This is a genomic window from Acuticoccus sediminis (genome assembly GCF_003258595.1).
Classification (GTDB): Bacteria; Pseudomonadota; Alphaproteobacteria; order Rhizobiales; family Amorphaceae; genus Acuticoccus; species Acuticoccus sediminis.
Genome location: NZ_QHHQ01000001.1, coordinates 954,810 through 975,289, shown reverse-complemented (window position 1 = coordinate 975,289; position 20,480 = coordinate 954,810). Strand labels below are relative to the sequence as shown.

18 protein-coding genes are annotated in these 20,480 nt (G+C 70.1%); 6 read left to right on the top strand and 12 right to left on the bottom strand.

Annotation, left to right across the window (positions count from 1 at the left end):
• On the bottom strand, positions 1-591 hold the full coding sequence (locus DLJ53_RS04160) for an NUDIX domain-containing protein (protein ID WP_162408871.1): 591 nt from the start codon (positions 589-591) through the stop codon (positions 1-3).
• Between the two features lie 73 nt (positions 592-664).
• On the opposite strand from DLJ53_RS04160, the gene DLJ53_RS04155 reads away from it, so the two are divergent.
• Both DLJ53_RS04155 and DLJ53_RS04150 read left to right on the top strand, forming a co-directional pair.
• Entirely contained in the window at positions 665-2,101 is a 1,437-nt protein-coding gene (locus DLJ53_RS04155) for a malonyl-CoA decarboxylase (protein ID WP_111342603.1), read from the top strand.
• A 54-nt stretch (positions 2,102-2,155) separates the two neighbouring features.
• Positions 2,156-2,338: a hypothetical protein gene (locus tag DLJ53_RS04150; RefSeq protein ID WP_111342601.1), complete on the top strand. Its 183-nt coding sequence runs from the start codon at positions 2,156-2,158 to the stop codon at positions 2,336-2,338.
• A 142-nt stretch (positions 2,339-2,480) separates the two neighbouring features.
• Here the strand turns inward: DLJ53_RS04150 and lpxK are convergent, their stop codons facing one another.
• From lpxK to DLJ53_RS04125, 5 genes are all read right to left on the bottom strand, one after another.
• Complete coding sequence (gene lpxK / locus DLJ53_RS04145) at positions 2,481-3,461, bottom strand: tetraacyldisaccharide 4'-kinase (RefSeq protein ID WP_146619886.1); 981 nt, start codon at positions 3,459-3,461, stop codon at positions 2,481-2,483.
• Positions 3,462-3,528: 67 nt separating this feature from the next.
• Entirely contained in the window at positions 3,529-4,782 is a 1,254-nt protein-coding gene (locus DLJ53_RS04140; RefSeq protein ID WP_111342597.1) for a 3-deoxy-D-manno-octulosonic acid transferase, read from the bottom strand.
• The gene (locus DLJ53_RS04135; RefSeq protein WP_111342595.1) at positions 4,779-5,012 is read right to left on the bottom strand and encodes a DUF4170 domain-containing protein; all 234 of its coding nucleotides are present in this window, start codon (positions 5,010-5,012) and stop codon (positions 4,779-4,781) included. Before DLJ53_RS04135 ends, DLJ53_RS04140 begins: the two co-directional genes overlap by 4 nt.
• Positions 5,013-5,068: 56 nt before the next feature.
• A complete protein-coding gene (locus tag DLJ53_RS04130) occupies positions 5,069-5,845 on the bottom strand; it encodes an inositol monophosphatase family protein (protein WP_111342593.1) in 777 nt (258 codons plus the stop codon).
• On the bottom strand, positions 5,835-7,163 hold the full coding sequence (locus tag DLJ53_RS04125) for a TldD/PmbA family protein (RefSeq protein WP_202912992.1): 1,329 nt from the start codon (positions 7,161-7,163) through the stop codon (positions 5,835-5,837). The genes DLJ53_RS04130 and DLJ53_RS04125 overlap by 11 nt, the downstream gene beginning before the upstream one ends.
• A 228-nt stretch (positions 7,164-7,391) precedes the next feature.
• Between DLJ53_RS04125 and DLJ53_RS04120 the strand changes: the two genes are divergently transcribed.
• Positions 7,392-7,955, top strand: coding sequence for a DUF6101 family protein (locus tag DLJ53_RS04120; RefSeq protein WP_111342589.1), 564 nt, complete (start codon positions 7,392-7,394; stop codon positions 7,953-7,955).
• Positions 7,956-8,140: 185 nt separating this feature from the next.
• The gene (locus DLJ53_RS36345; protein ID WP_111342587.1) at positions 8,141-10,234 is read left to right on the top strand and encodes a M10 family metallopeptidase; all 2,094 of its coding nucleotides are present in this window, start codon (positions 8,141-8,143) and stop codon (positions 10,232-10,234) included.
• Positions 10,235-10,240: 6 nt separating this feature from the next.
• On the opposite strand, the gene ubiA is transcribed toward DLJ53_RS36345, so the two are convergent.
• Positions 10,241-11,182: a 4-hydroxybenzoate octaprenyltransferase gene (gene ubiA / locus DLJ53_RS04110; protein WP_244934999.1), complete on the bottom strand. Its 942-nt coding sequence runs from the start codon at positions 11,180-11,182 to the stop codon at positions 10,241-10,243.
• Positions 11,183-11,261: 79 nt separating this feature from the next.
• Between ubiA and purD the strand changes: the two genes are divergently transcribed.
• A complete protein-coding gene (purD, locus tag DLJ53_RS04105; protein WP_111342583.1) occupies positions 11,262-12,524 on the top strand; it encodes a phosphoribosylamine--glycine ligase in 1,263 nt (420 codons plus the stop codon).
• Positions 12,525-12,700: 176 nt separating this feature from the next.
• Positions 12,701-14,518: a choice-of-anchor Q domain-containing protein gene (locus tag DLJ53_RS04100; RefSeq protein ID WP_111342581.1), complete on the top strand. Its 1,818-nt coding sequence runs from the start codon at positions 12,701-12,703 to the stop codon at positions 14,516-14,518.
• 121 nt (positions 14,519-14,639) lie between these two features.
• Here the strand turns inward: DLJ53_RS04100 and DLJ53_RS04095 are convergent, their stop codons facing one another.
• The 5 genes from DLJ53_RS04095 to DLJ53_RS04075 all read right to left on the bottom strand — a co-directional run bounded on the left by DLJ53_RS04095 (position 14,640) and on the right by DLJ53_RS04075 (position 19,907).
• Positions 14,640-16,016 (bottom strand): UDP-glucose dehydrogenase family protein, encoded by a 1,377-nt coding sequence (locus DLJ53_RS04095; protein ID WP_111342579.1) that lies wholly within the window; start codon positions 16,014-16,016, stop codon positions 14,640-14,642.
• A gap of 21 nt (positions 16,017-16,037) precedes the next feature.
• The gene (locus DLJ53_RS04090; protein WP_111342577.1) at positions 16,038-16,826 is read right to left on the bottom strand and encodes a Crp/Fnr family transcriptional regulator; all 789 of its coding nucleotides are present in this window, start codon (positions 16,824-16,826) and stop codon (positions 16,038-16,040) included.
• A gap of 121 nt (positions 16,827-16,947) precedes the next feature.
• The gene (gene galE / locus DLJ53_RS04085) at positions 16,948-17,949 is read right to left on the bottom strand and encodes a UDP-glucose 4-epimerase GalE (RefSeq protein ID WP_202912991.1); all 1,002 of its coding nucleotides are present in this window, start codon (positions 17,947-17,949) and stop codon (positions 16,948-16,950) included.
• A 60-nt stretch (positions 17,950-18,009) separates the two neighbouring features.
• Complete coding sequence (locus DLJ53_RS04080) at positions 18,010-19,317, bottom strand: polysaccharide biosynthesis/export family protein (RefSeq protein WP_111342573.1); 1,308 nt, start codon at positions 19,315-19,317, stop codon at positions 18,010-18,012.
• Positions 19,317-19,907, bottom strand: a complete 591-nt coding sequence (locus DLJ53_RS04075; protein ID WP_162408869.1) for a sugar transferase — start codon at positions 19,905-19,907, stop codon at positions 19,317-19,319. Before DLJ53_RS04075 ends, DLJ53_RS04080 begins: the two co-directional genes overlap by 1 nt.
• Positions 19,908-20,480: the final 573 nt, after the last annotated feature.

Sequence of the window (20,480 nt, the reverse complement as noted above, 5' to 3'; positions counted from 1 at the left end):
CTACACGGTGAAGAGGTCGGGGCGGTCGATCCTGAGGCCCATCAGGCACATCACCGCCTTGGCGTCGCGCAACGCGCCGTCCTTCCAGGCCTTCCAGAGGTCGTCGAGCTTCCACTCCTCGACCTCGATCACCTCGTCGGGATCGGCCTCGAAGCCCTCGGTGATCCTGTCGCTCTCGCTATACTCGGCCGTGAAGCAGTACATCAGCTCGGTGACGAGGCCGGGGATCGTGTACACGGTGCCCACCGACTGGACATTGCGCACCATGTAGCGCAGCTCCTCGGCCGCCTCACGCTGTGCCGCCGCGGCCGGGCTCTCGTCCTCCGGGTCGATCAGGCCGGCGGCCGCTTCCAGAATGAGGCCATTGCCTTCGACCACATGGACGGGCAACCTGAGCTGGCGGACGAGGAGGCAAGTGCGGCGAACCGGGTCGAACGGCAGAACACAGGCTCCGTGGCCATGATCGTGGACCTCGCGCACCATCTCGGTGGTACGCCCGTCGTGTTCGATCGTCGCTTCGTAGAGGTCCAGCGTCATGAAGCCCGAGTAGGCTGTCTTCACGTGCCGGACGCTATAGCTCTGTTCGGGCATCGGCATCCTCATCAAACCGCAGAGTGCTATACCCTAAGGCCACTTTTGTGCCACGCCGCGCGGGAGCGTACCCATGCGACAGACCAGCGTCATCAATGACCTGTTATCGACAATCACCGACACGCGCATCTTCGGCGAGCGGCGCAAGCCGCGCCGGACGAGCCGGGCGGATCTGGCACAGCTCATCGAAAGCCTGCTGACCGGACGCGGCGAATCGTCTTCGCTGGAGCGGGCGGCGGAGTTTCTGCGCGCCTACCGCGACCTCGACAGCGCCGGCCGCACCTTCGTGTTCCGCACCCTCGCGGCGGACTACGGGCCCGAGCCGGAGCGCCTCGCCGCCGCCGCGCAGGCCTACCTGGACAAGCCGTCGGGCACCACCGCCAAGGACCTGCAGAGGGCCGCCGAGCCGCGCCGCGTGGAGATCTTCCGCCGCCTCAACCAGGTGACCGGCGGGACGCAGGCGCTCGTCGCCATGCGCTGCGAGCTGGTCGAGCGTCTCGGCAACCACCCGGACCTCGCCCCGGTGGACGACGACCTGAAGCGCCTGTTCGCGGCCTGGTTCAACCGCGGCTTCCTGATGCTGCGCGAGATCAACTGGCAGACGTCGGCGGCGATCCTGGAAAAGATCATCCGCTACGAGGCGGTCCACGCGATCACCGACTGGAACGAGCTGCGGCGGCGGATCGACGTCCCGGACCGCCGCCTGTTCGGCTTCTTCCACCCGCGCCTCGGCGACGAGCCGCTGATCTTCGTCGAGGTCGCGCTGACGACCGACATCCCGCGCGCGATCGGCCCGATCCTGTCCGGCAACCGCGAGCCGATCGACCCGCAGACGGCGACGACCGCGGTCTTCTACTCCATCTCCAACTGCCAGGACGGGCTGCGGGGCATCTCCTTCGGCTCCTTCCTCATCAAGCAGGTGGCGACGGACCTCGCGAGCGAGCTGCCGAACCTCAAGAACTTCGTGACCCTCTCCCCCGTGCCGGGCTTCGCCAAGTGGCTGAAGGAGGAGGCGGCGCGCCCGACCAGCGCCGTCGACGACACGACGCGCGGCCTGCTGGAGGAGCTGGCGGACAACTGGATCAACAACACCGCCCAGGCGAAGTCCGCCGAAGCCGCCTTCGGGCCGCTGACGGCCCACTACCTGCTGGAGGTGAAGGACAACAACCGGCCGCGCGACCCGGTGGCCCGCTTCCACCTCGGCAACGGCGCACGGCTCGAGCAGATCAACTTCGGCGGCGACGTCTCGCCCCGCGGGATCGCCAGCGCCCACGGGATGATGGTCAACTACCGCTACGTCCTCTCCGAGGTGGAGAAGAACCACGAAGCCTTCGTCAACGAGGGAAAGATCGCCGTGGCGCCGGCCGTCACGCGGCTGGCCCGGTCCGTGAAGATCGCCGAGCGGACACCTTCGTCCGCCCCCGCGCAACTTCCGCCACCTTCTGCTACGTCAAACGAAAAAAAAGAACACAAGTCTGTGACAGAGGGCACACGAGCGACCACAGCGTAACCTATATGTCCCCCATACTGCTTCAGAACATGACTTTAGGACGGGGGTGATACAATGCCGTTTGTCGACTTCGAGAGTGGAGAGATCAGACGCCTCGCACGTGAAGGCTGGCCGATCGAGAACCGCACGCCTCAGGGCAGAACGACCGTGCGCCAGAGGGGTTACGAGACGTACCACGCCGCGGCGACGATCCGCTGGGGGATCCGCTACCTCGGCTTCCGCAGCGTCCAAAACTGACGGCCCTGCACCCGCACCAGGGTGCAGGGAAAACCTATAAGACGGGCCGACACCCGCTCGGCCCATTCCGATTTGCGCGCTTCCGGCGGGCGGCCCGTCGGCGGTCCAGCGTTCTCCCTCGAGCCAGAAGGGGAGCACGTCGTCAGGACGACGGCCGGACCAGCCCCGTCACAGCCGCCACCACCTCATCCGGCAACTCCGCTTCGACCGTGACGACGAGCGCCGCTTCGGCGAGCCTCCGCGCCGTCGGCCCGCCGGACCTCAGCCGCACCATGTCCTTCGCCGTCGTCACCGGCTGTGCGCCGGCCGCTTGCGCACGCGCCAGCAGGCGCGCGGCGTCCGCCTCGGCATAGGGGTGGTGGTCGGCGAAGGCGTGGCGCTCGCGCATGTCCGCGCCGAGCCCCTCGACGCTGGCGAAGAATTTCGACGGGCGGCCGATCCCCGCGAAGGCGACCACCGGCCGGCCGGCGAGCGGCTCGGCGGAAGCGGCCCGGAGACGGACCTCGTGGACGGGCCCGGGGACCGGCGGCAGCGGTGCGCGCCGCGTGTCGTCGCCGACCACGACCAGCCAGGCATCGGCGCCGGCGTGCGCCGGGAGGGGCGCGCGCATGGGCCCGGCAGGCGTCACCGCGCCGTTGCCGATCCCGACCGCCGCGTCGACCACCATCGCCGACCATGTCTTGGCGAGGCCGGGGTTCTGGTAACCGTCGTCCATGACGACGACGTCCCCGAGCGTCGCGGCGAGCCGGCCGCCCGCCACGCGGTCCGGCGAGACCACCGTCGGCGAGACTTCCGCGAGGAGGAGCGGCTCGTCCCCCACTTCGCCGGCCGGGTCGCCGGCGACGGCACGCGGGGCGGTCGCCTTGCCGCCGTAACCGCGGGTGAGGAACACCGGCCGCGCCCCCGCCGCCTGAAGCGCCCGCGCCACGGCGATGGCGACGGGCGTCTTCCCCGCCCCGCCGACGGTCGGATTGCCGATGCAGATCACCGGGATGTCGAGCCGGACCCCCGCCGGGCGGCGCATGCGCCGCGCCGCGACCGTCCCGACCACCCAGCCCGCCGGCGCCAAAAGCGCGGCGGCGAGACCCGGCCGGTCCGCCCACCAGAAGCCGGGCGCCTTCATCTCTGCCCCGCCGTGCCCGGCGACCACCGGGCGACAGCGCCCCGGGGGGTATCACGGAGCGGAAGGGTCATGCCGGACGCGCCGGGAGCCAGGCGGCGAGCGCCTCGAGGGTGCGGTCTACGGCGCCGCGCTCGGCGGCAAGGACCGTGAGCGCCGTCTCGCCCCGGCGGGCGCGCTCGGCGGGATCGGAAATCAGCTCGGCGACGGCGCCCGGCAGCGCGGCGTCGTCCACGGCGCGGGCCGCGCCGGCGGCGAGGAACGGCTCGAACATCACCCCGTGCGTCGGCCCGGTCAGCAACGCCGTGCCGAAGGCCGCCGGTTCGGCGGGGTTGTGACCGCCATAGGGGCGCAGCGAGCCGCCGAGCAGCACAGTCGGCACCGCCTCGAAGAGGGTCGCGAGCTCGCCCAGCGTGTCCGCGACGTAGATCGCGCCCGTCGGCCCCTCCCCGGCGCTGCGGCGCGTCACCGGCCCGACGTCCGAGGCGAGCGCCGCCACCGCCTCCCCGCGCTCGACGTGGCGCGGCGCGATCACCGTGAGGAGGTCCGGCCAGCGGGCGGCGAGAACGCGGTGCGCGGCGAGGATCACCTCCTCCTCGCCGGGATGGGTGCTGGCCGCGAGCCACACGGGGCGCGCGCCGATCGCCCCGCGCAGCGCGGCCACCGCCGCGGGGTCGGCCTCGGGCGGGACGGCGTCGAACTTGATGTTGCCGGTCGCCCGCACCTCGCGGGTGCCGAGCGCGGCGAAGCGGAACGCCTGCTCCTCCGACTGGGCGAGCGCCAGGTCGATGGCGCCGAACAGCGACTTCGCCACCCAGCCCCACCGCCGCCAGCTGCGGAACGAGCGATCCGAGAGCCGCGCGTTGACGTGGGCCAGCGGGATCCGGCGGCGCTTCAGCGCCAGCAGCGTCGTCGGCCAGATCTCGGATTCGATGATGATCGCCGCCGCCGGCCGCCAGTGCGCGAGGAAGCGGTCGACGAAGGGCGGCGTGTCGAGCGGGGCGTACTGCTGCACGATACGCTCGGTCAGCGCCGGCGCCATCCGCGCCGCGGCCGCCGGCGTCGACGTGGTGAGGAGGATCGGCCAGCCGTCAGCCGCCAGCCGCTGCGCCAGGGTCAGCGCCGCCACACTCTCGCCGATGCTCACGGCATGGATCCACAGCGGCGCGCTGTCGAACGCGGCGGCGGACGCGACGCCCCGCTTCTCGTCCAGCCGCGCCGGATCCTCCTTCCCGCGTTCGACACGACGCTCCAGATAGCGCCGCGCCAGCGGTGAGGCCGCCGTCCCGGCCGCCCCGTAGAGCGACCAGATCAATGACGTCACGCGTGTTCGCCGGTCTCCGGGTCGAGCAGACGATGCAGATGGACAATGAAATAGCGCATGTGCGCGTTGTCGACGGTCTGCTGTGCCTTCCGCTGCCAGGCCTTGTGCGCCTCGGCGTAGTTCGGGAAGACCCCGACGATGTCGACGTCCTTCAGATCGCGGAACGTGATGCCCTGAAGGTCGGCCAGTTCGCCGCCGAGAACGAGGTGAAGAAGCTGCTTGTCCGCCATATCCGATCCGATGAGTTTATAGTGTCGGTCCGAAACGCAGACGGGCCATGTGAGATCTATGCCGCTGCGTCATGGCGTGCCGCCATGCGCCGCAACGGTTCCGCGAGATCGGGAGTGCCGGCGAACACAGCACCATGGCTTGTGGTCTCGGCCGCATAGTCAAGTGTCTCGCCAGACAGGTTCGTCAACGTTCCCCCTGCCTCGTGCACGAAGAGGTCGGCGGCTGCAAGGTCCCAATGGTGCGGGCCTGACTTGGTGATGACCGCGTCGAGCCGGCCCTCGCCCGCCTTGGCAAGCCTCAGGGCCAGCGATGAGACATTATGCGCCCGCACGACGCCTGCCGTTTCGAACCCTCCGTCGCGGTAGAGCGGCCCCGGAAGCGCCACCCGCGCGTCGCGCAGCTCCTGCCGGCCGGACACGTGGACCGGTCGCCCGTTGCGGGTCGCCCCGCCGCCGAGACGGGCACAGTAGAGCGTGTCGACGAAGGGCCGGTAGATGACGCCGGCCACCGGCCGCCCGCCGTCCAGCACCGCGGCGACGACCGTCCAGTACGTGTCGCCGCGCATATAGGCCCGGGTGCCGTCGATGGGGTCGACGATGAAGGAGAGCGGGCCGCCGCTGGCCCGGCCGTCCTCCTCCGAGAGCCAGCCGTAGCCGGGCCGCGCGCCCATCAGGATGGTGCGCAGCGCCTCGTTGGCGGCAAGGTCGGCCTCGGACACCGGCGTGCCGTCGTCCTTGGTCCAGCTCTGCGCGGCGCCGCGGAAGGTCAGGGCGACGTGCCCCGCCGCGCGCGCCGCACGCACGAGAAGCTCGATGTCGCACTCAGCGGCCACCGATCGTCATTCCGGCGATGGCGATGGACGGGGCGTCGACGGACGAGAACCCCGGCGCATCGTCGGCGAACCGCGCAGCGGCGAACATGTCGACGAGCGAACCGGCGACCGTGATCTCGGCCACCGGATAGGCGATCTCTCCGTTTTCGAACCAGAAGCCGGCAGCCCCGCGCGAATAGTTGCCGTTGACGATGTTCGCGCCCATGCCGATGAGGTCGGTGACGAGGACGCCCGACCCGGCCTCCTCTATCAGCGACTGCAGGTCCCCCGAACCGCCGGAGATCGACACGTTGGTCGAGGAGGGGCTCGGCAGGCCGGTCCCGCGCGACGCACGGCCGTTCGAGGTGGCGCCGATGCGCCGCGCGGTGGAGAGGTCGAGGATGTAGGACGCGAGTGTCCCGCCGGCGACGATGTCGATCGGCTCGGCGGCGAGGCCCTCGCCGTCGAACGGGCGGGAGGCGAGGCCGCGCGGCACGGTCGGGTCGTCGCGGATGGTGATCGCCTCCGGCATCACTTTGGTGCCGAGCTTGCCGGCGAGGATGCTCGCCCCACGCGCCACGGCCGAGCCGTTCACCGCGCCGAGCAGATGGCCGACGAAGCCGGAGGCCGCGCGCGGCTCGAAGACGACGGCGCACTTGCGCGTGGTGAGCTGCTGTGCGTCGAGCCGCCGCACGGTGCGCTCGCCGGCAATGCGCCCGATCTCCTCCGGCGCGGCGAGCTCGGCGAGGTGGCGCTTCACGCTGGACCAGCTGTCGCGCTCCATCCGCGTGCCGTCGCCGGCGATCGCGGTCGCGCTCTGGCGGTGGAACGTCGCCGAGTAGGCGCCGAGGAAGCCGGTCGACGTGGCGAACACGCGCTCCGCCCGACGGGCGCCCGCGGAGACGCCGTTGGAGTTGGTCACCCCCGCGACATCCAGCATCGCCTCTTCCATCGCGCGCGCCCGCGTGGTGAGGGCGTCGGCGTCCGGCTCCTCCCCGTCGTCGAGGTCGAGGTCCGGGAAGGGCGGCCTGGCGAGGAGGTCGACCGGCGCGAGGGCGACGGTGTCGTCCTCGGGAGCGGCCTTCGCCATGGCGACGGCCCGGGCGGCGGCGTCCGCCAGGTCCCGGACATGGCCGACGCCGACGAGGGCGCTGCGGGCACCGACGAACACGCGAAGGCCGATGTCCGATCCCTCGGACCGTTCGACCTCCTCGGTCACGCCGTTGCGGAGGGTCACGGCCGTGGACGAACCGGCGGCGACGACGGTGTCGGCCGCATCCGCGCCGGCGGCCCTGGCAGCGTCGAGCGCTGCCTCGGCGAGGCTGGTGAGATCGGCCATGTCTGAAAAGGCGGAGGGGTTTGGCATCGAATAGGGTTTAGGAAGCCTAAATCCCGACGGCAAGGGATTCCCCCAACGTCCAGCGATTCTGCGGCCCCCGCCCGGACAAGGTTACGCCTCTGTCAACAGAGGCTTCGGAATTCACCATTCGGACTTAGCCGGGACGAAAAACGGGCGGCGGTACATTCACCTCACCGACGAAGCCACACGTTTTCAAAGAGACGCCCCATGAACGCCGCCGCCTGCATGTCCCACGATGTCGTTCATTCCCAGACCGTCCGCGCGCCCCTCTCGGCCTTCCGCTGGGTGCCCGACAACGATATGGAGCCGGCGCGCATGAGCGTCGTCCGCTCCCCCCGCGAGGAGGTCTCGTTCGAGGACGACGGCCCGGCGCTGGAAGTGACGAACCACACCCTGGCCGTCTCGGCGGCCACCGACGGGATCTCGACCCGCCCGGTCTCCTCGTTCCGCGGTGTGGGCGTCGCGGTGCGTCGGGGCGACGGCGAGCCGGTCTTCAACCTCACCCTGGTGCACGAGAACCCGCGTCTTTCGATCCCGCTGTCGACGTCGACCGAGGCGGCGGACGTGGCGCGCGAGTGGCAAGCCTGGGGCAAGGCGCTGAACCTGCCGCTGCTCGCCGTGAACGAGGACGGCAGCGTCCACGCCGAGCTGACCCCGCTGGGCGTCGTCCTCGCCGAGCGCCCCTCCCCGCGCCGCCGCGGCTCCCCGCTCGTCGGCCGCCGCTCCCGCTACGCCCGCCAGCGCCGCGCCGCCGCCGTCGGGATCCGCTGACGGCCGGCCGCCTCCGAAAGATCCGTCTGCGCCCGGCGCCCGAGGAGGCAATCGCGTCATTTCACGATGGCTGGCTTTGACAGTCGGGACACTGTCGGACCCTGCCGGCCGGTGCTAGCTTCCTCCGCCCCGCTCCCGGGACAGGACGCGGGGTCGAGACGCGCAGCAAGGGCAACCGGTACCGCATGACCGAGACCTACTCGACGCAAGCGGCCGTGGACGACCTGTCGACGACCCGGCGCCTGACGACGCCCGGCGACGACCCCGGCGACACGCCCGCCACCGCCGCCCCCCTGTTCCTGGACACGCCGGTGCGCGACTCGATCGTCGTCCGGTCGAGCCCCGCCCACCCCGCCTACGACGCCGACTGGTACGCGTTCGAGTTCCAGGCCGGGCGCAGCTACGACATCTCGCTCAACGCGGTCCGCGTCGACGGCCGTTCCCTGTCGGACCCCTTCCTCAGGCTGGTCGATGCAGACGGCAACGTCGTCGCCGAGAACGACGACGCCAACGGCCGCACGCTCAACGCCGCCCTCACCGTCAGCTTCACCGAGACCGCGACCTGCTACGTCGTCCCGGATTCCTTCTACGGCAGCGACCGGGGCGGATATCGCCTGGAGATCACGCGCGGCGACGCGAGCGATCCCCTCGCGGCGATCGACTGGGGCGTGAGGCTCGACCGCACCGAGGTGACGGTCTACTTCGCCGCCGCCGGCGAGGTGTTCGACTTCACCCGCAACCAGAGGACCTGGACCGACTACGAGCGGCAGCAGGTGTTCGAGGCGCTCGGCACCTATGAGGACGTGTCCCGCCTCCGCTTCGTCGAGACCGACGCATCCGCCGGTGCCGACTTCGTGCTGCTGCAGGGCCGGAACGGCAGCGCGCTCGGCTGGTTCAACCCTCCGGACCCCGACCTGTCCGGCCGCGCGGGTGTCGGCTGGTTCAACAACAGCAGCGAGTACTGGTCGGACGAGAGCGGCGGCCTCCTCGAGCGGGGCTCCTCGACCTTCCTCACCTTCCTGCACGAGTTCGGCCACGGCCTCGGCATGGCGCACCCGCACGATCGGGGCGGCGACTCCACCGTCATCCGCACCCGCGGCTCCTACGGGCTCGACCAGGGCGTCTACACGGTGATGTCGTACAACGACGGCTGGCCGGAGGGACCGAACGGTGCCTCCCGTAGCGACCGGTTCGGCTACAACCTGACGCCGGCGGCCCTGGACATCGCGCTGATCCAGGAAAAATACGGCGCCAACGCCAACCACAACGCGGGCGACGACATCTACACGCTCCCCACGGTGAACGGACCGGGGACCGGGTACAGCACGGTCTGGGACGTCGGCGGCACCGACGCGATCGTCGCCGAGGATACGGCGCGCGATGTCGTCATCGACCTGCGGGCCGCGACGCTGGGCGGGTCGGAGGACACGGGCGGCGGTGGCTTCGTCTCCTACGCGGACGGCATTTTCGGCGGCATCACCATCGCTGCGGGCGTCGTCATCGAGAACGCGGCCGGCGGCTCGGGCGGCGACCGGCTCGTCGGCAACGCGGCCGGCAATGCGCTCGCGGGCGCCGCCGGCGCCGACACCCTGAGCGGCGGCGCGGGCGACGACACTCTCGACGGCGGCGCGGGCGCCGACGACATGGAGGGCGGCTCCGGCAACGACACCTACATCGTCGACCAGTCCGGCGACCGGGTGATCGAGTTCGAGGGCGGCGGCACCGACATGGTCCGCTCCGCGGCGGCCGACCTGGACCTAGCCGACTACGAGAACATCGAGCATGTCGGCCTGATGGGCGAGAGCGACCTCGCCGTGACCGGGGACGGCGCCGACAACTTCATCCTCGGCAACGCCGGCGACAATGTCGTCGCGGGGGGAGCGGGGCGCGACAACGTGCGCAGCGGCCGCGGCGACGACGTTGTCCGGGGCGGGGCCGGCAACGACATCATCCTCGCCCAGGCCGGCGACGACACGCTGTTCGGCAATGGCGGGCGGGACAACATCCGCGGCGGCGACGGTGCCGACGTCATGACCGGAGGCGCGGGCGGGGACCGCTTCCTGATCGGCCCCGACCAGGGCAGCGACACCATCCGCGACTTCGAGGCGGGCGTCGACAAGGTCCACCTCGCCGCCCTCACCCTCGGCGGCTACGCCGCCCTCTCCGGCCTCATGGACAATACGTCGAGCGGCGTCCTCATCGCGTTCGACGCCGCGTCCAGCCTCCTCATGGAAGGGCTGCGGGTCGCCGACCTCTCCGCCGGCGACTTCATCCTGTAGCGCCCCTCAGAGGAGCGGCGCGACGACCGAGTCGGCCACGAGGCCGGCGAAGAAGAGCCAGCCGGCCCAGCGGTTGGAACGGAACGCGTCGAGACACGCGGCCGGATCGTCCGGCGACAGGCGCGTCACCTGCCGCGCGAGGTGCACCGCGAACGCCGCGAGCCCCAGGAACGCCAGTACGCCGCCGCCCGCGAGCCCCGTCGCCAACGCGAAGAGCGTCACCGCCGCCGCGTAGACGACGCCGACGGCCAGCTTGCTGTTGTTGGCGAAGAGCCGCGCGGAGGAGCGCACGCCGATGATCGCATCGTCCCGCCGGTCCTGGTGGGCGTAGATCGTGTCGTAGCCGATCGTCCAGAAGATCGAGCCGATGTAGATGAGGACCGGCGCGGCCGCGAGGCTCCCGAACGTCGCCGACCAGCCCACGAGCGCGCCCCACGAGAAGGCGAAGCCGAGGATGAGCTGCGGCATGTCGATCACGCGCTTGGCGAGCGGGTAGAGCGCCACGATGACGAGCGAGCCGAACGCCAGGACGATGGTGAACGGGTTGAACTGCAGCACCACCGCGAGGCCGACGAAGGCCTGCGCCAGCATGAACAGCATCGCCGCCTCGACCTTGACCTGACCCGAGGGGATCGGCCGCGAGCGTGTGCGCTCGACCCGCGCGTCGATGTCGCGGTCGAGGATGTCGTTGTAGGTGCAGCCGGCCCCGCGCATCACGATGGAGCCGATCATCAGGAGCGCCAGGTGCCAGACGTTGGGCGGCTGCCCGGCGGCGACGCCCGCCAGCGCCACGCTCCACCAGGCCGGCCACATGAGCAGCCACCAGCCGATCGGCCGGTCGAGCCGCGCGAGCCGGGCGTAGGGCCGCAGCGCCTCGGGCAAAGTGCGGTCGACGAAGTTCTTGACGGGTGCGTCGGCCACACGGCCCTGGTCCACACGCGTTGCCACTGTCACCTCCGGGTGTTCGACAAACCCCTCGCATGCTCTATGACGGCTCGCAAACGTGAGTGCAAAGGATCGTCGCGGCATGTCGTCTCCCTCCGGGGCACCTTCGGGTGCACGAGTCCTGATCGTCGGATCGGGTGGGCGCGAGCACGCGCTCGCCGCGGCCGTGAAGCGCTCGCCCAAGGTGGCGCACCTCGCGTTCGCCGGCGGACCCAACGCCGGCCTCGCCGCGATCGCCGAGCGCGTCGCTCCCGAGGACGTCGAGGCCGCCGCCGCCCGGGCCGACCTCGTCGTCATCGGCCCCGAGGCACCGCTGGCCGAGGGCCTCGCGGACCGCCTGCGCGCTCAGGGCCGGATCGTCTTCGGCCCCTCCGCCGAGGCGGCGCAGCTCGAGTCGTCCAAGGCCTACACCAAGGAGGTCTGCGCCCTCCTCGGGCTGCCGACGGCCGGCTGCGAGATCGCCGAGTCCCTCGAGGAGGCCCTCGCCGCCGTGGAGAGGATGGGCGCGCCGCTGGTGGTGAAGGCGGACGGCCTCGCCGCCGGGAAGGGCGTCGTCCTCGCCCACACCCAGGACGAGGCGGAAGCCGCCGTGCGCAACGCCATGGACGGCGCCTTCGGCGAGGCGGGCCACCGCGTCGTCATCGAGGAGATGCTGTCCGGGCCCGAGGTCAGCCTGTTCGCGCTGTCGGACGGCAACGTCGTGCGCGAGTTCGCCTCGGCGCGGGACTACAAGCGCGCCTACGACGGCGACGAGGGGCCCAACACCGGCGGCATGGGCGCCGTCTCCCCCGCGCCGGGCTTCACCGACGCGCTGTGCGAGGAGGCGATGGCCACCATCGTCCGCCCGACGCTCGACTGGCTGGCCGACCGCGGGACGCCCTATATCGGCGTCCTCTATGCCGGCCTGATGCTGACCGAGGACGGCCCGAAGCTCATCGAGTACAACGTGCGCTTCGGCGACCCGGAATGCCAGATCATGTGGGAGCGGGTGACGAGCGACCCGTACGAGCTGCTCTACGCGACGGCCGCCGGCACGCTCGCGGACGCCCCGCTCGAGGTCTCGCCGGACAGTGCCGTCGGCGTCGTGGTGGCGGCGAACGGCTACCCCGGACCGGTCGGGAAGGGCGAGCGGATCGGCGGGCTCGACGACGTCGCCGCGGCGGGCGCCGCGGTCTACCACTCCGGCACCATGCCGGACGGCGCGGACGTCCTCTCCAACGGCGGGCGGGTGCTGACGGTGGTTTCGCGCGGCGCGACACCGGCGGACGCGCGGCGCGACGTCTACGAGGCGCTGAAGCACCTCGACTGGCCGGGCGGGCGGATGCGCGGCGATATCGCCCTGTAGACACGGGACAATTCGGGAAACGCCGTCACGCGGCGATCCGTCCAATTTAGCGTTGCACCCCGGCGCGTGCAATTGCCTATGAGCGAGCGCGCCGCCGGCGTGTTCCGCACACTGGTCCTCCGAAGAACACCCACACCTGCTGCCGCTGCGGCGGCAGGCGGGTCCGGAGGAACCCCATGCTGACACTGACAGTCACGACCCTTGCGGACGAAGTGGACGGGACCGGCGCGCAGGGCGTCGAGACCGCCGACGGCGACGGCCTCAGCCTGCGCGAGGCCCTGTCCGTCGCCCGCTCGTTCTCCAACGACGGCGCCGAGGTGGAGGTCGTGTTCGCGCCCGAACTCGCCGGCCAGACCCTCAAGCTCGAATTCGGCTCCCTCCCCATCGACTTCGACGTCGCGATCCATGGCGACGCGCTCGGTGGCGGCGAGGGCGACGTCACCATCTACGGCGGCACGCAGGTCTTCGCCGCGGCCGGCATCTTCGAGATCACCGCAGGCATGGTCGCCATCGACAACGTACGGATCGAGGGCGCCGGGAGCACGCCGGCCGGCGGCGCCGACTTCCCGGACACCGGCTACCTCGCCGGCGTCACCGTCGGCGAGGAGGCCGTGGTGTCGATCCGCGAGGCCGAGATCGCCGACAACTGGTACGCCCGCTCGGGCGGCCTCGGCGGCGGCGTGCGCAATGCCGGCACGCTCGACCTCACGGACGTGGCGGTCACCGGAAACGGTGTCGGCTGGGGCCTCGCGGGCGGCTCCGGCGGTGGCATCGCCAACAGCGGCTCGCTGACGATGGAGCGCGTCGAGGTGTCCGGCAACGTCACCTCGGGCCGCCTCGCCGGCTACGGGGCCGGCATCTACAACACCGGCGACCTGTCTGCCGACGCGAGCCTCGTCGCCGAGAACACCGGCGGCGAGGGCGCCGCGCTCTACAACGCCGACGAGGCCGTGTTCGTGAACAGCACGCTCGCGCTCAACTCGTCGGCCTACCAGCGGGTCGGCTACGGCAGCGGGATCATCAACGAAGGCGACCTCACGCTCATCCAGTCGACCGTCGCCGGGCATACCGCGACACGCGATGCGGCCACGGAGATCGAGAACGTCGGTGCCGTGACGCTCGCCAACAGCATCGTCCTCGACAGCGACGGCGTGGGCGTCGACAACCACGACGGCGCCGGCACGCTGACGCTCCTCGGCGGCAACATCGTCGGCAACGCGGTCTATTCCGGCGGCACGGTGAACGGGACGACCAACGCCAGGGAGGTCTTCTGGAACGGCGTTCAGCTCGACGACAACGGCGGGCCGCTGCGCACGATCAACCTGCGCTCCTCCTACGAGAACCCGGCCGTGGACGCCGGTGATTCGAGCGTGGCCGCCGGCGCGGACGGAGCGCCCCTCGCCACCGACGCGCGGGGCCTCGCCCGCGACGTCGACATCGCGGACTACGGCGGCGGCGCGGGCGCGTCGGTCGACCTCGGCGCGGTGGAGCGGCCGACCCTGACCGGCGACCTCCTGATCGGCGGCCAGAGCTACCGCATCCGCAGCTTCGGCGAGGATCAGGACGAGGGTGCCTTCGCGGTGTCGCGCGACGGCAGCGCAATCACCCTCGGCACGGACGCCTGGAAGGAGACGTCGACGTTCCGGATCACCCCGGACACGGTGCTCTCGTTCGACTTCTCCTCCACCGACGAGGGCGAGATCCACGCCATCGGCTTCGACACCGCCGAGCGCATCGACCGGGACAACGCGTTCCAGCTCCTCGGCACCCAGCTCTGGGGCAACCAGGCGGTCAACGGAGTCGCCGCCGCGGACGGAGAGGTGACCCACTTCGACATTCCCGTCGGCGCGCTGGCGGAGGCGGACCTGCTGGGCGAGTTCGTGGACCTCGTCTTCATCACCGACGACGACGCGGGCGGCGGCTCGAACAGCACCTTCGCGAACGTCTCCCTCCACGAGGCGGGCCCGGCGGAGCTGGAGCTCCTTCTCGGCTGAGCGCGCGCCCCGGCCGAAACGACATGCGCCCGGCCAGCGGGTGAGGCTGCCGGGCGCATGGGGCGGGATGGACGACGGGAGCGGCGTGCGTGGTGAAGCCGCCGTCCCCGTCGCCGAACCGTCAATTCTTGCGGAGGCTCTGTCCGTCGATGCGGCCCGCGTCGGAGACGTGGGGGGCGGGCACGCCGGCGGGCGCGTCGGTGCGGCCGATGGAGCGATAGGCGAGGCCGGCCCTGGCAGCGGCGTCGGCAGAATAGATGTTGCGCAGATCCACCAGTACGTCGCCCCGCATCATGGCCTTCACCCTAAGAAGGTCCAAGGCCCGGAATTCGTTCCATTCGGTCAGGATGACCGTGACGTCGGCCCCCTTGATGGCCTCGTACGTCCCGGACGCGTAGTGCATGTCGAGCTGCTTGGCGGCCTCGTCCATGCCCTCGGGGTCGTAGCCCTTCACGATGGCGCCGGCCTTCTGCAGCATCGGCACCACGGTGAGGCTCGGCGCCTCGCGCATGTCGTCGGTCAGCGGCTTGAAGGTCAGGCCGAGGATCGCGACCGTCTTGTCCTTCACCGAGCCGCCGGCGGCCTCGATGACGATCTGCGCCATGCGCTCCTTGCGGCGCGCATTCGCCTCGACGACCGAGTCGACGATGGTGACGGGGGAGTTGTAGTCGTTCGCCGTCGCCGCCAGCGCCAGCGTGTCCTTCGGGAAGCACGAACCGCCGTAGCCCGGGCCGGCGTTGAGGAACTTCGCGCCGATGCGCTTGTCGAGCCCCATCCCCCGGGCGACGTCCTGCACGTTCGCGCCGACCCGTTCGCAAAGGTCCGCCATCTCGTTGATGAAGGTGATCTTCGTGGCGAGGAAGGCGTTCGCGGCGTACTTCGTCAGCTCCGCGGTGCGGCGCGAGGTGAAGATGATCGGCGTCTCGTTGAGGAAGAGCGGCCGGTAGAGCTCGCGCATCACGCCGATCGCGCGCTCCGTCTCGGCGCCGACGATGACGCGGTCGGGCCGCTTGAAGTCGCCGATGGCCGCGCCCTCGCGCAGGAACTCGGGGTTGGAGGCGACATCGACGTCCGCGTCCGGCGCGACCTGTCTGACGATCGCCTCGACCTCGTCGCCGGTGCCTACCGGGACCGTCGATTTGGTGCAGATGACCGTGTAGCCCTTCACCAGCGCCGCGACCTCGCGGGTCGCCTCGTAGACGTACGTGAGGTCGGCGTGCCCGCCGCCGCGGCGCGACGGGGTGCCGACCGCGAGGAAGACCACGTCCGCCTTGCCGACGGCGTCCGCCGGATCGGTCGTGAAGGAGATGCGGCCGACGGCCCGGTTCGCCTCCAGCAGGCGGTCGAGCTCGGGCTCGTAGATCGGCACCTCGCCCGCGTTGAGCCGCTCCACCTTCGCCGCGTCCTTGTCGACACAGGTGACCGTGTGGCCGAAGTCCGCGAAACACGCGCCGGACACGAGCCCGACGTAGCCTGTCCCGATGATGGTGACGTTCATGATCCTGTATCCGCGTTGGCGTCAGACGGTGGCGAAGATGGCCGACGACCGGGCCGGGACGGTTCCGCAGGCCGCGGGAAACGGGGCCGGAATGCGCCACCTCGGGATGTTGTGATCGACCCGGCGGCGCAGCCGCTCCGGATCGTTCAGGGTGATCGTCCGCCCGGTCCGCTCGATCGAGCCGTCGCGCCGGAGCTGCATCAGCACGCGGTTGAGGTGGACGACGCTGAGGCCGAGCGCCTCGCCGAGCGCCTGCTGCGTGAGCGGCAGCTCGAAGCTGTTGTCCTCCACGAAGCCGGCCAGCGACAGGCGGTAGTGAAGGTCGAGGAAGAGGTGGGCGAGCCGCTCGTAGGCGGATTGCCGCGTCAGGCGCACGATGCAGTTCATCGTGATCGCCTCGTCGACGCCGAGCGCCAGGAGCACCGCGCTTGCCAGCGGGTCGTCCGGTCCCACCGCCGCGATGTGGTCGCGCAGCTCCGACGCGTCGGCGAGGACGACGTCGGTGACGCACTCCACGTTGGTCAGCGAGGGGACCTGCGGGTGCAGCGAGAAGTTCACGAAATCGCCCGGCAGGAGATGGCCGAGCACCTGCTGCCGGCCGTCCTGGAGGAGATGGGTGCGCTGCATCCACCCCTCCACGATGACCTGCGGGCGGGACTGCACCGAGCCGACTTCGCTGAAGAGGCTCCCGCGGGAAAAGTCGTTGGTGCGCCCGATCAGGCGCTCCAGGTGATGCAGCGCGCTCGAATTGATGTGGCTCAGCGCCTCGATTCGTCGACTGATGGGCCGAAGCTTGTTGTTCGCAGTCACACATCGACTCCTTGCCCTACACCGAGGGTGCAAGACTTCGAGGGGATTGGATGGAACCCTTCCGGGGCGAGGCCACGGAAGTCTGTTCGCGTCGGTTGCGTCGGCGGCGCAGGTCCGGCCGTCAGGCCGTCAGGCTCTGCACGCCGTCCGCCTTGCGAAGGTCCTGATGCCAACGCCAGGCATCACGGATCATCGCGTCGATGTCTTTTCTTGGCTGCCAGTGGAGCAGCTGGCCGGCCCGCCGCGCGTTGGCGACGAGGCGCGGCGGATCCCCCGGACGCCGGGGACCATGCAGGGTGGGCACCGGACGGCGCGTCAGCCGCGACACGACCTGGACGATCTCGGACACCGAATGACCGGCGCCCGTGCCGACGTTCACCGTGGCGCCCGGCGCTCCCTCCAGGAGGTAGGTCAGGGCGGACACGTGGGCGCTGGCGAGGTCCTCGACGTGGATGTAGTCGCGGATCGCCGTGCCGTCGGCGGTGTCGTAGTCGTTGCCGTTGATCTGCAACGCGGGCCGGAGACCCATGGCGACGTCCAGCACGATCGGAATGAGATGGGTTTCCGGCTCGTGCCATTCGCCGACCGCCGCCTTCTCGTCGGCGCCGGCCGCGTTGAAGTAGCGGAGGCGAACTGAACGTAACCCGTACGCCGCCTCGTAGGATTCCAGGATCGCCTCGACCATCGCCTTGGACGACCCGTACGGATTGATCGGGTTGTTGCGGCAGGCCTCGTCGATCGTCTGGCTCTCGACGTTGCCGTAGATCGCGCAGGTCGACGAGAACACGATACGGTCGGTGCCGTAGCGCTTCATCACGTCGAGCAGGTTCAGCGTGCCCGCCACGTTGACGTCGAACGTCTCCTGCGGGTCCTCGTTGGACCGGGTCACGATCGACTGCGCGGCGAGGTGGATCACGGCCACCGGGCGCATCGCCTCGAACGTCCGCGACAGCGTGTCGGCGTCGCGGATGTCCCCCGGGACGAGCGGCCCCCATTTGCAGAAGTGACGGTGCCCCGTGGAGAGGTTGTCGTACACCACGGGTTCAAATCCGGCCGAAGCAAGCGCCTTGCAGCAGTGGCTGCCAATGTACCCGGCGCCGCCGGTGACCAGTACTCTCATCATCACCTCACTCCATTGCAGGACGAAGATGGCCGGAGTGCGACCGTCTCGCAGCGAAGACCTTCAGTTGAGGGCTGTCGTGTCGGCCTCGGCTCTCGGGAGCGACGGGCTCGTGTCGAACCCCGCACCCGCGCCATCCACGTCCGGTGCTCGAACTTCCAACACGTCTCCGGGCCGCAACACGGTCGCGGACGAAGCGACAAAGGTGCGCTCGGCATCCCCGTCGCGGCCCTTGCGGGAAACGACCAGAGAGACCGATCGATCCTTCTCCTCGGAAGAAAGTTCGGCGACCGTCGAGCCGAAACGCGCTGCCTCGGAGAACAGCGATTCGGCGGTCCGCAACTTCACTTCGATGCGCCCCAGTTCGGTGCGCTCGTCCTGCAGCTCCGAGACGATCGTGACGCGGCGGTCGCCTTTCAGCTCCACCTCGTCGCGCTCGGCCTCGTTCAGCTGTTGTTGTGCCGTCAGAACGGCGGTCTCGAGTTCCAGGAGACGCGCTTCCGAGTCGGCGAGCTGCCGCTCGGTGCTGTTGGCGCGTGACGTCTGGGCAAGGCCCCGGTCGACGAGGCCGCGCATGGTCTCCAGCTCCTCGCGCGTCGCTTCGACGACCTTCTGGCGCATCTCCGATTCCTTGCCCATCGTCTCGATCCGCGCCGAGACCAGGGACTTCAGCTCCTCGATCGACTTGAGCGCCGCCGCGTGCTCGTCCTGGCGGGCGCGCATCACCTCGCGTTCGACGTCGAGGTAGGCGGCGGCCATCGGGTCGCCGGCGAGTTCACCCGGCACGTCGATCTCCGACTTGCCGGCCCGCTCGGCCTCGAGGCGGGCGATCGCCGCGATGGTCTTCATCCGCTCCAGCTCGAGCAGGCGGTGGTCGCCCAGCGCGCGCGCCGCGTCGCGGTCCGCGCGCGAGAAGATGGACTGGGAGCGCCGCACGCCCCCCGCGACCGCGACCGCCTGGATCGCGGTCATGCCGGGCCGGTACTCGAAGGCGCCGGGCGCCTCGACGGCGCCGACCACGAAGAAGGGCGCGTGCTCGGCGATCTTCAGCGAGACGAAGATCTCGTCGACGATGCCGAGACGGTCCTGGAGGGCCGCCGTCATCTCGGCGGACAGGTCGCTGAGCGACTGCCCTTCGACCTGAAGCCGGCCGATGACGGGGAAGCTCACCGACCCGTTCGCCTCGACGCTGAACTCTCCCGTCATGAACGGGAGAGGGGTCAGGGCGCGCGTCTGGGTCGACCACGCGGCGACGTCGAGCGCAAGCTTGTCGAGCGGGCTGACGACGTCGGCGGAGGTTTCGGCCGCCGCATGGGCCGCCGCGCTAAGGGTCAGGACAACTGCGATGGCCGTAGCGCGGAGGACGTTCATCAGTAGCTTCCTCGGCTTCCCAGGACGGCGGGGATGGTCTGCGCCATAAGGCGTATGTCCTTCATTAACGACCACGTTTTGACGTAGTGCGTATCGAGCGCCACCCGGCGCTGGAAGCCGATGCTGGACCGTCCGGACACCTGCCACGGGCCCGTCAGTCCGGGGCGGACCGAGAGGTAGGCCCGCCGCTGGTTGCGGTACCGGTCGAGCTCCGCCTCGGTAACCGGGCGGGGTCCGACGATGCTCATGTCGCCGCGCAGCACGTTGAAGAGCTGCGGCAGCTCATCGATGCTCGTCTTGCGCAGGAAGCGGCCCCAGCGGCTGACCCGCGGATCGTCCCTGAGCTTCTGCGTCTCGGCCCATTCGGCGGCGGCCTCCTGGTCGTTTGCGAGGTGCTCGGCGAGGATCCCCTCGCCGTTCACCGACATGCTCCGCAGCTTCAGGCAGCGGAAGCGGCGCCCGTCCCGGCCCACGCGCTCGTGCGCGAAGAACACCGGGCCCGGATCGAGCACCTTGGTGGCGATGGCGGCCCCGGCGACGAGCGGCGCACATGCCACCAGTCCCGAGGCGGCGATCGCCACGTCGAGCATCCGTTTCGCCCCTCGGCTCAACGGGTTGGACCGCCCGCTGTCCGCATGACCTAGGGCCGCATACCTAGCCTTGGTCGTTCGGGTTCCCCACGGTTTCGCGCTCTTTCGATTCACACCCGCGGAGAGGACGGTCGAGTTCAAAACACCACCCATTGTTGTTCCCGCATTGGCACTGCTCACCACTCGAAATGACGCCGAGCGGCTTCATGCGAGCGAGTAAACGGTGTTGCTCCGGGAGCACTCATTATCATTTGCTAATTTCAGTTTCGGGCACAAAGAGGGTGACAACCCTCTGAATCAGGCGGGAATATTGCAGTTCCCCCTTTCCGGCCCACAAATGCGGTCAGACTTGGGCGAATGATCATATTATAAGCCAAGTGGCGCGGATTTCCGCCGTCTCCTGCCGAGTTCATGACAGCGCGTTGACGGGTAAACCGCGTTTCGACATTCGTGCTATGCGCGAATCGCAACTCTTTTTTGTTGTATTTGCCGCGGTGCGACGACCTTGACGGTTGCGCTCCGCGCTCCAGTGCGACGGAATGTATTCAGCAAAAATTCAAAGTGGCCCCGCAG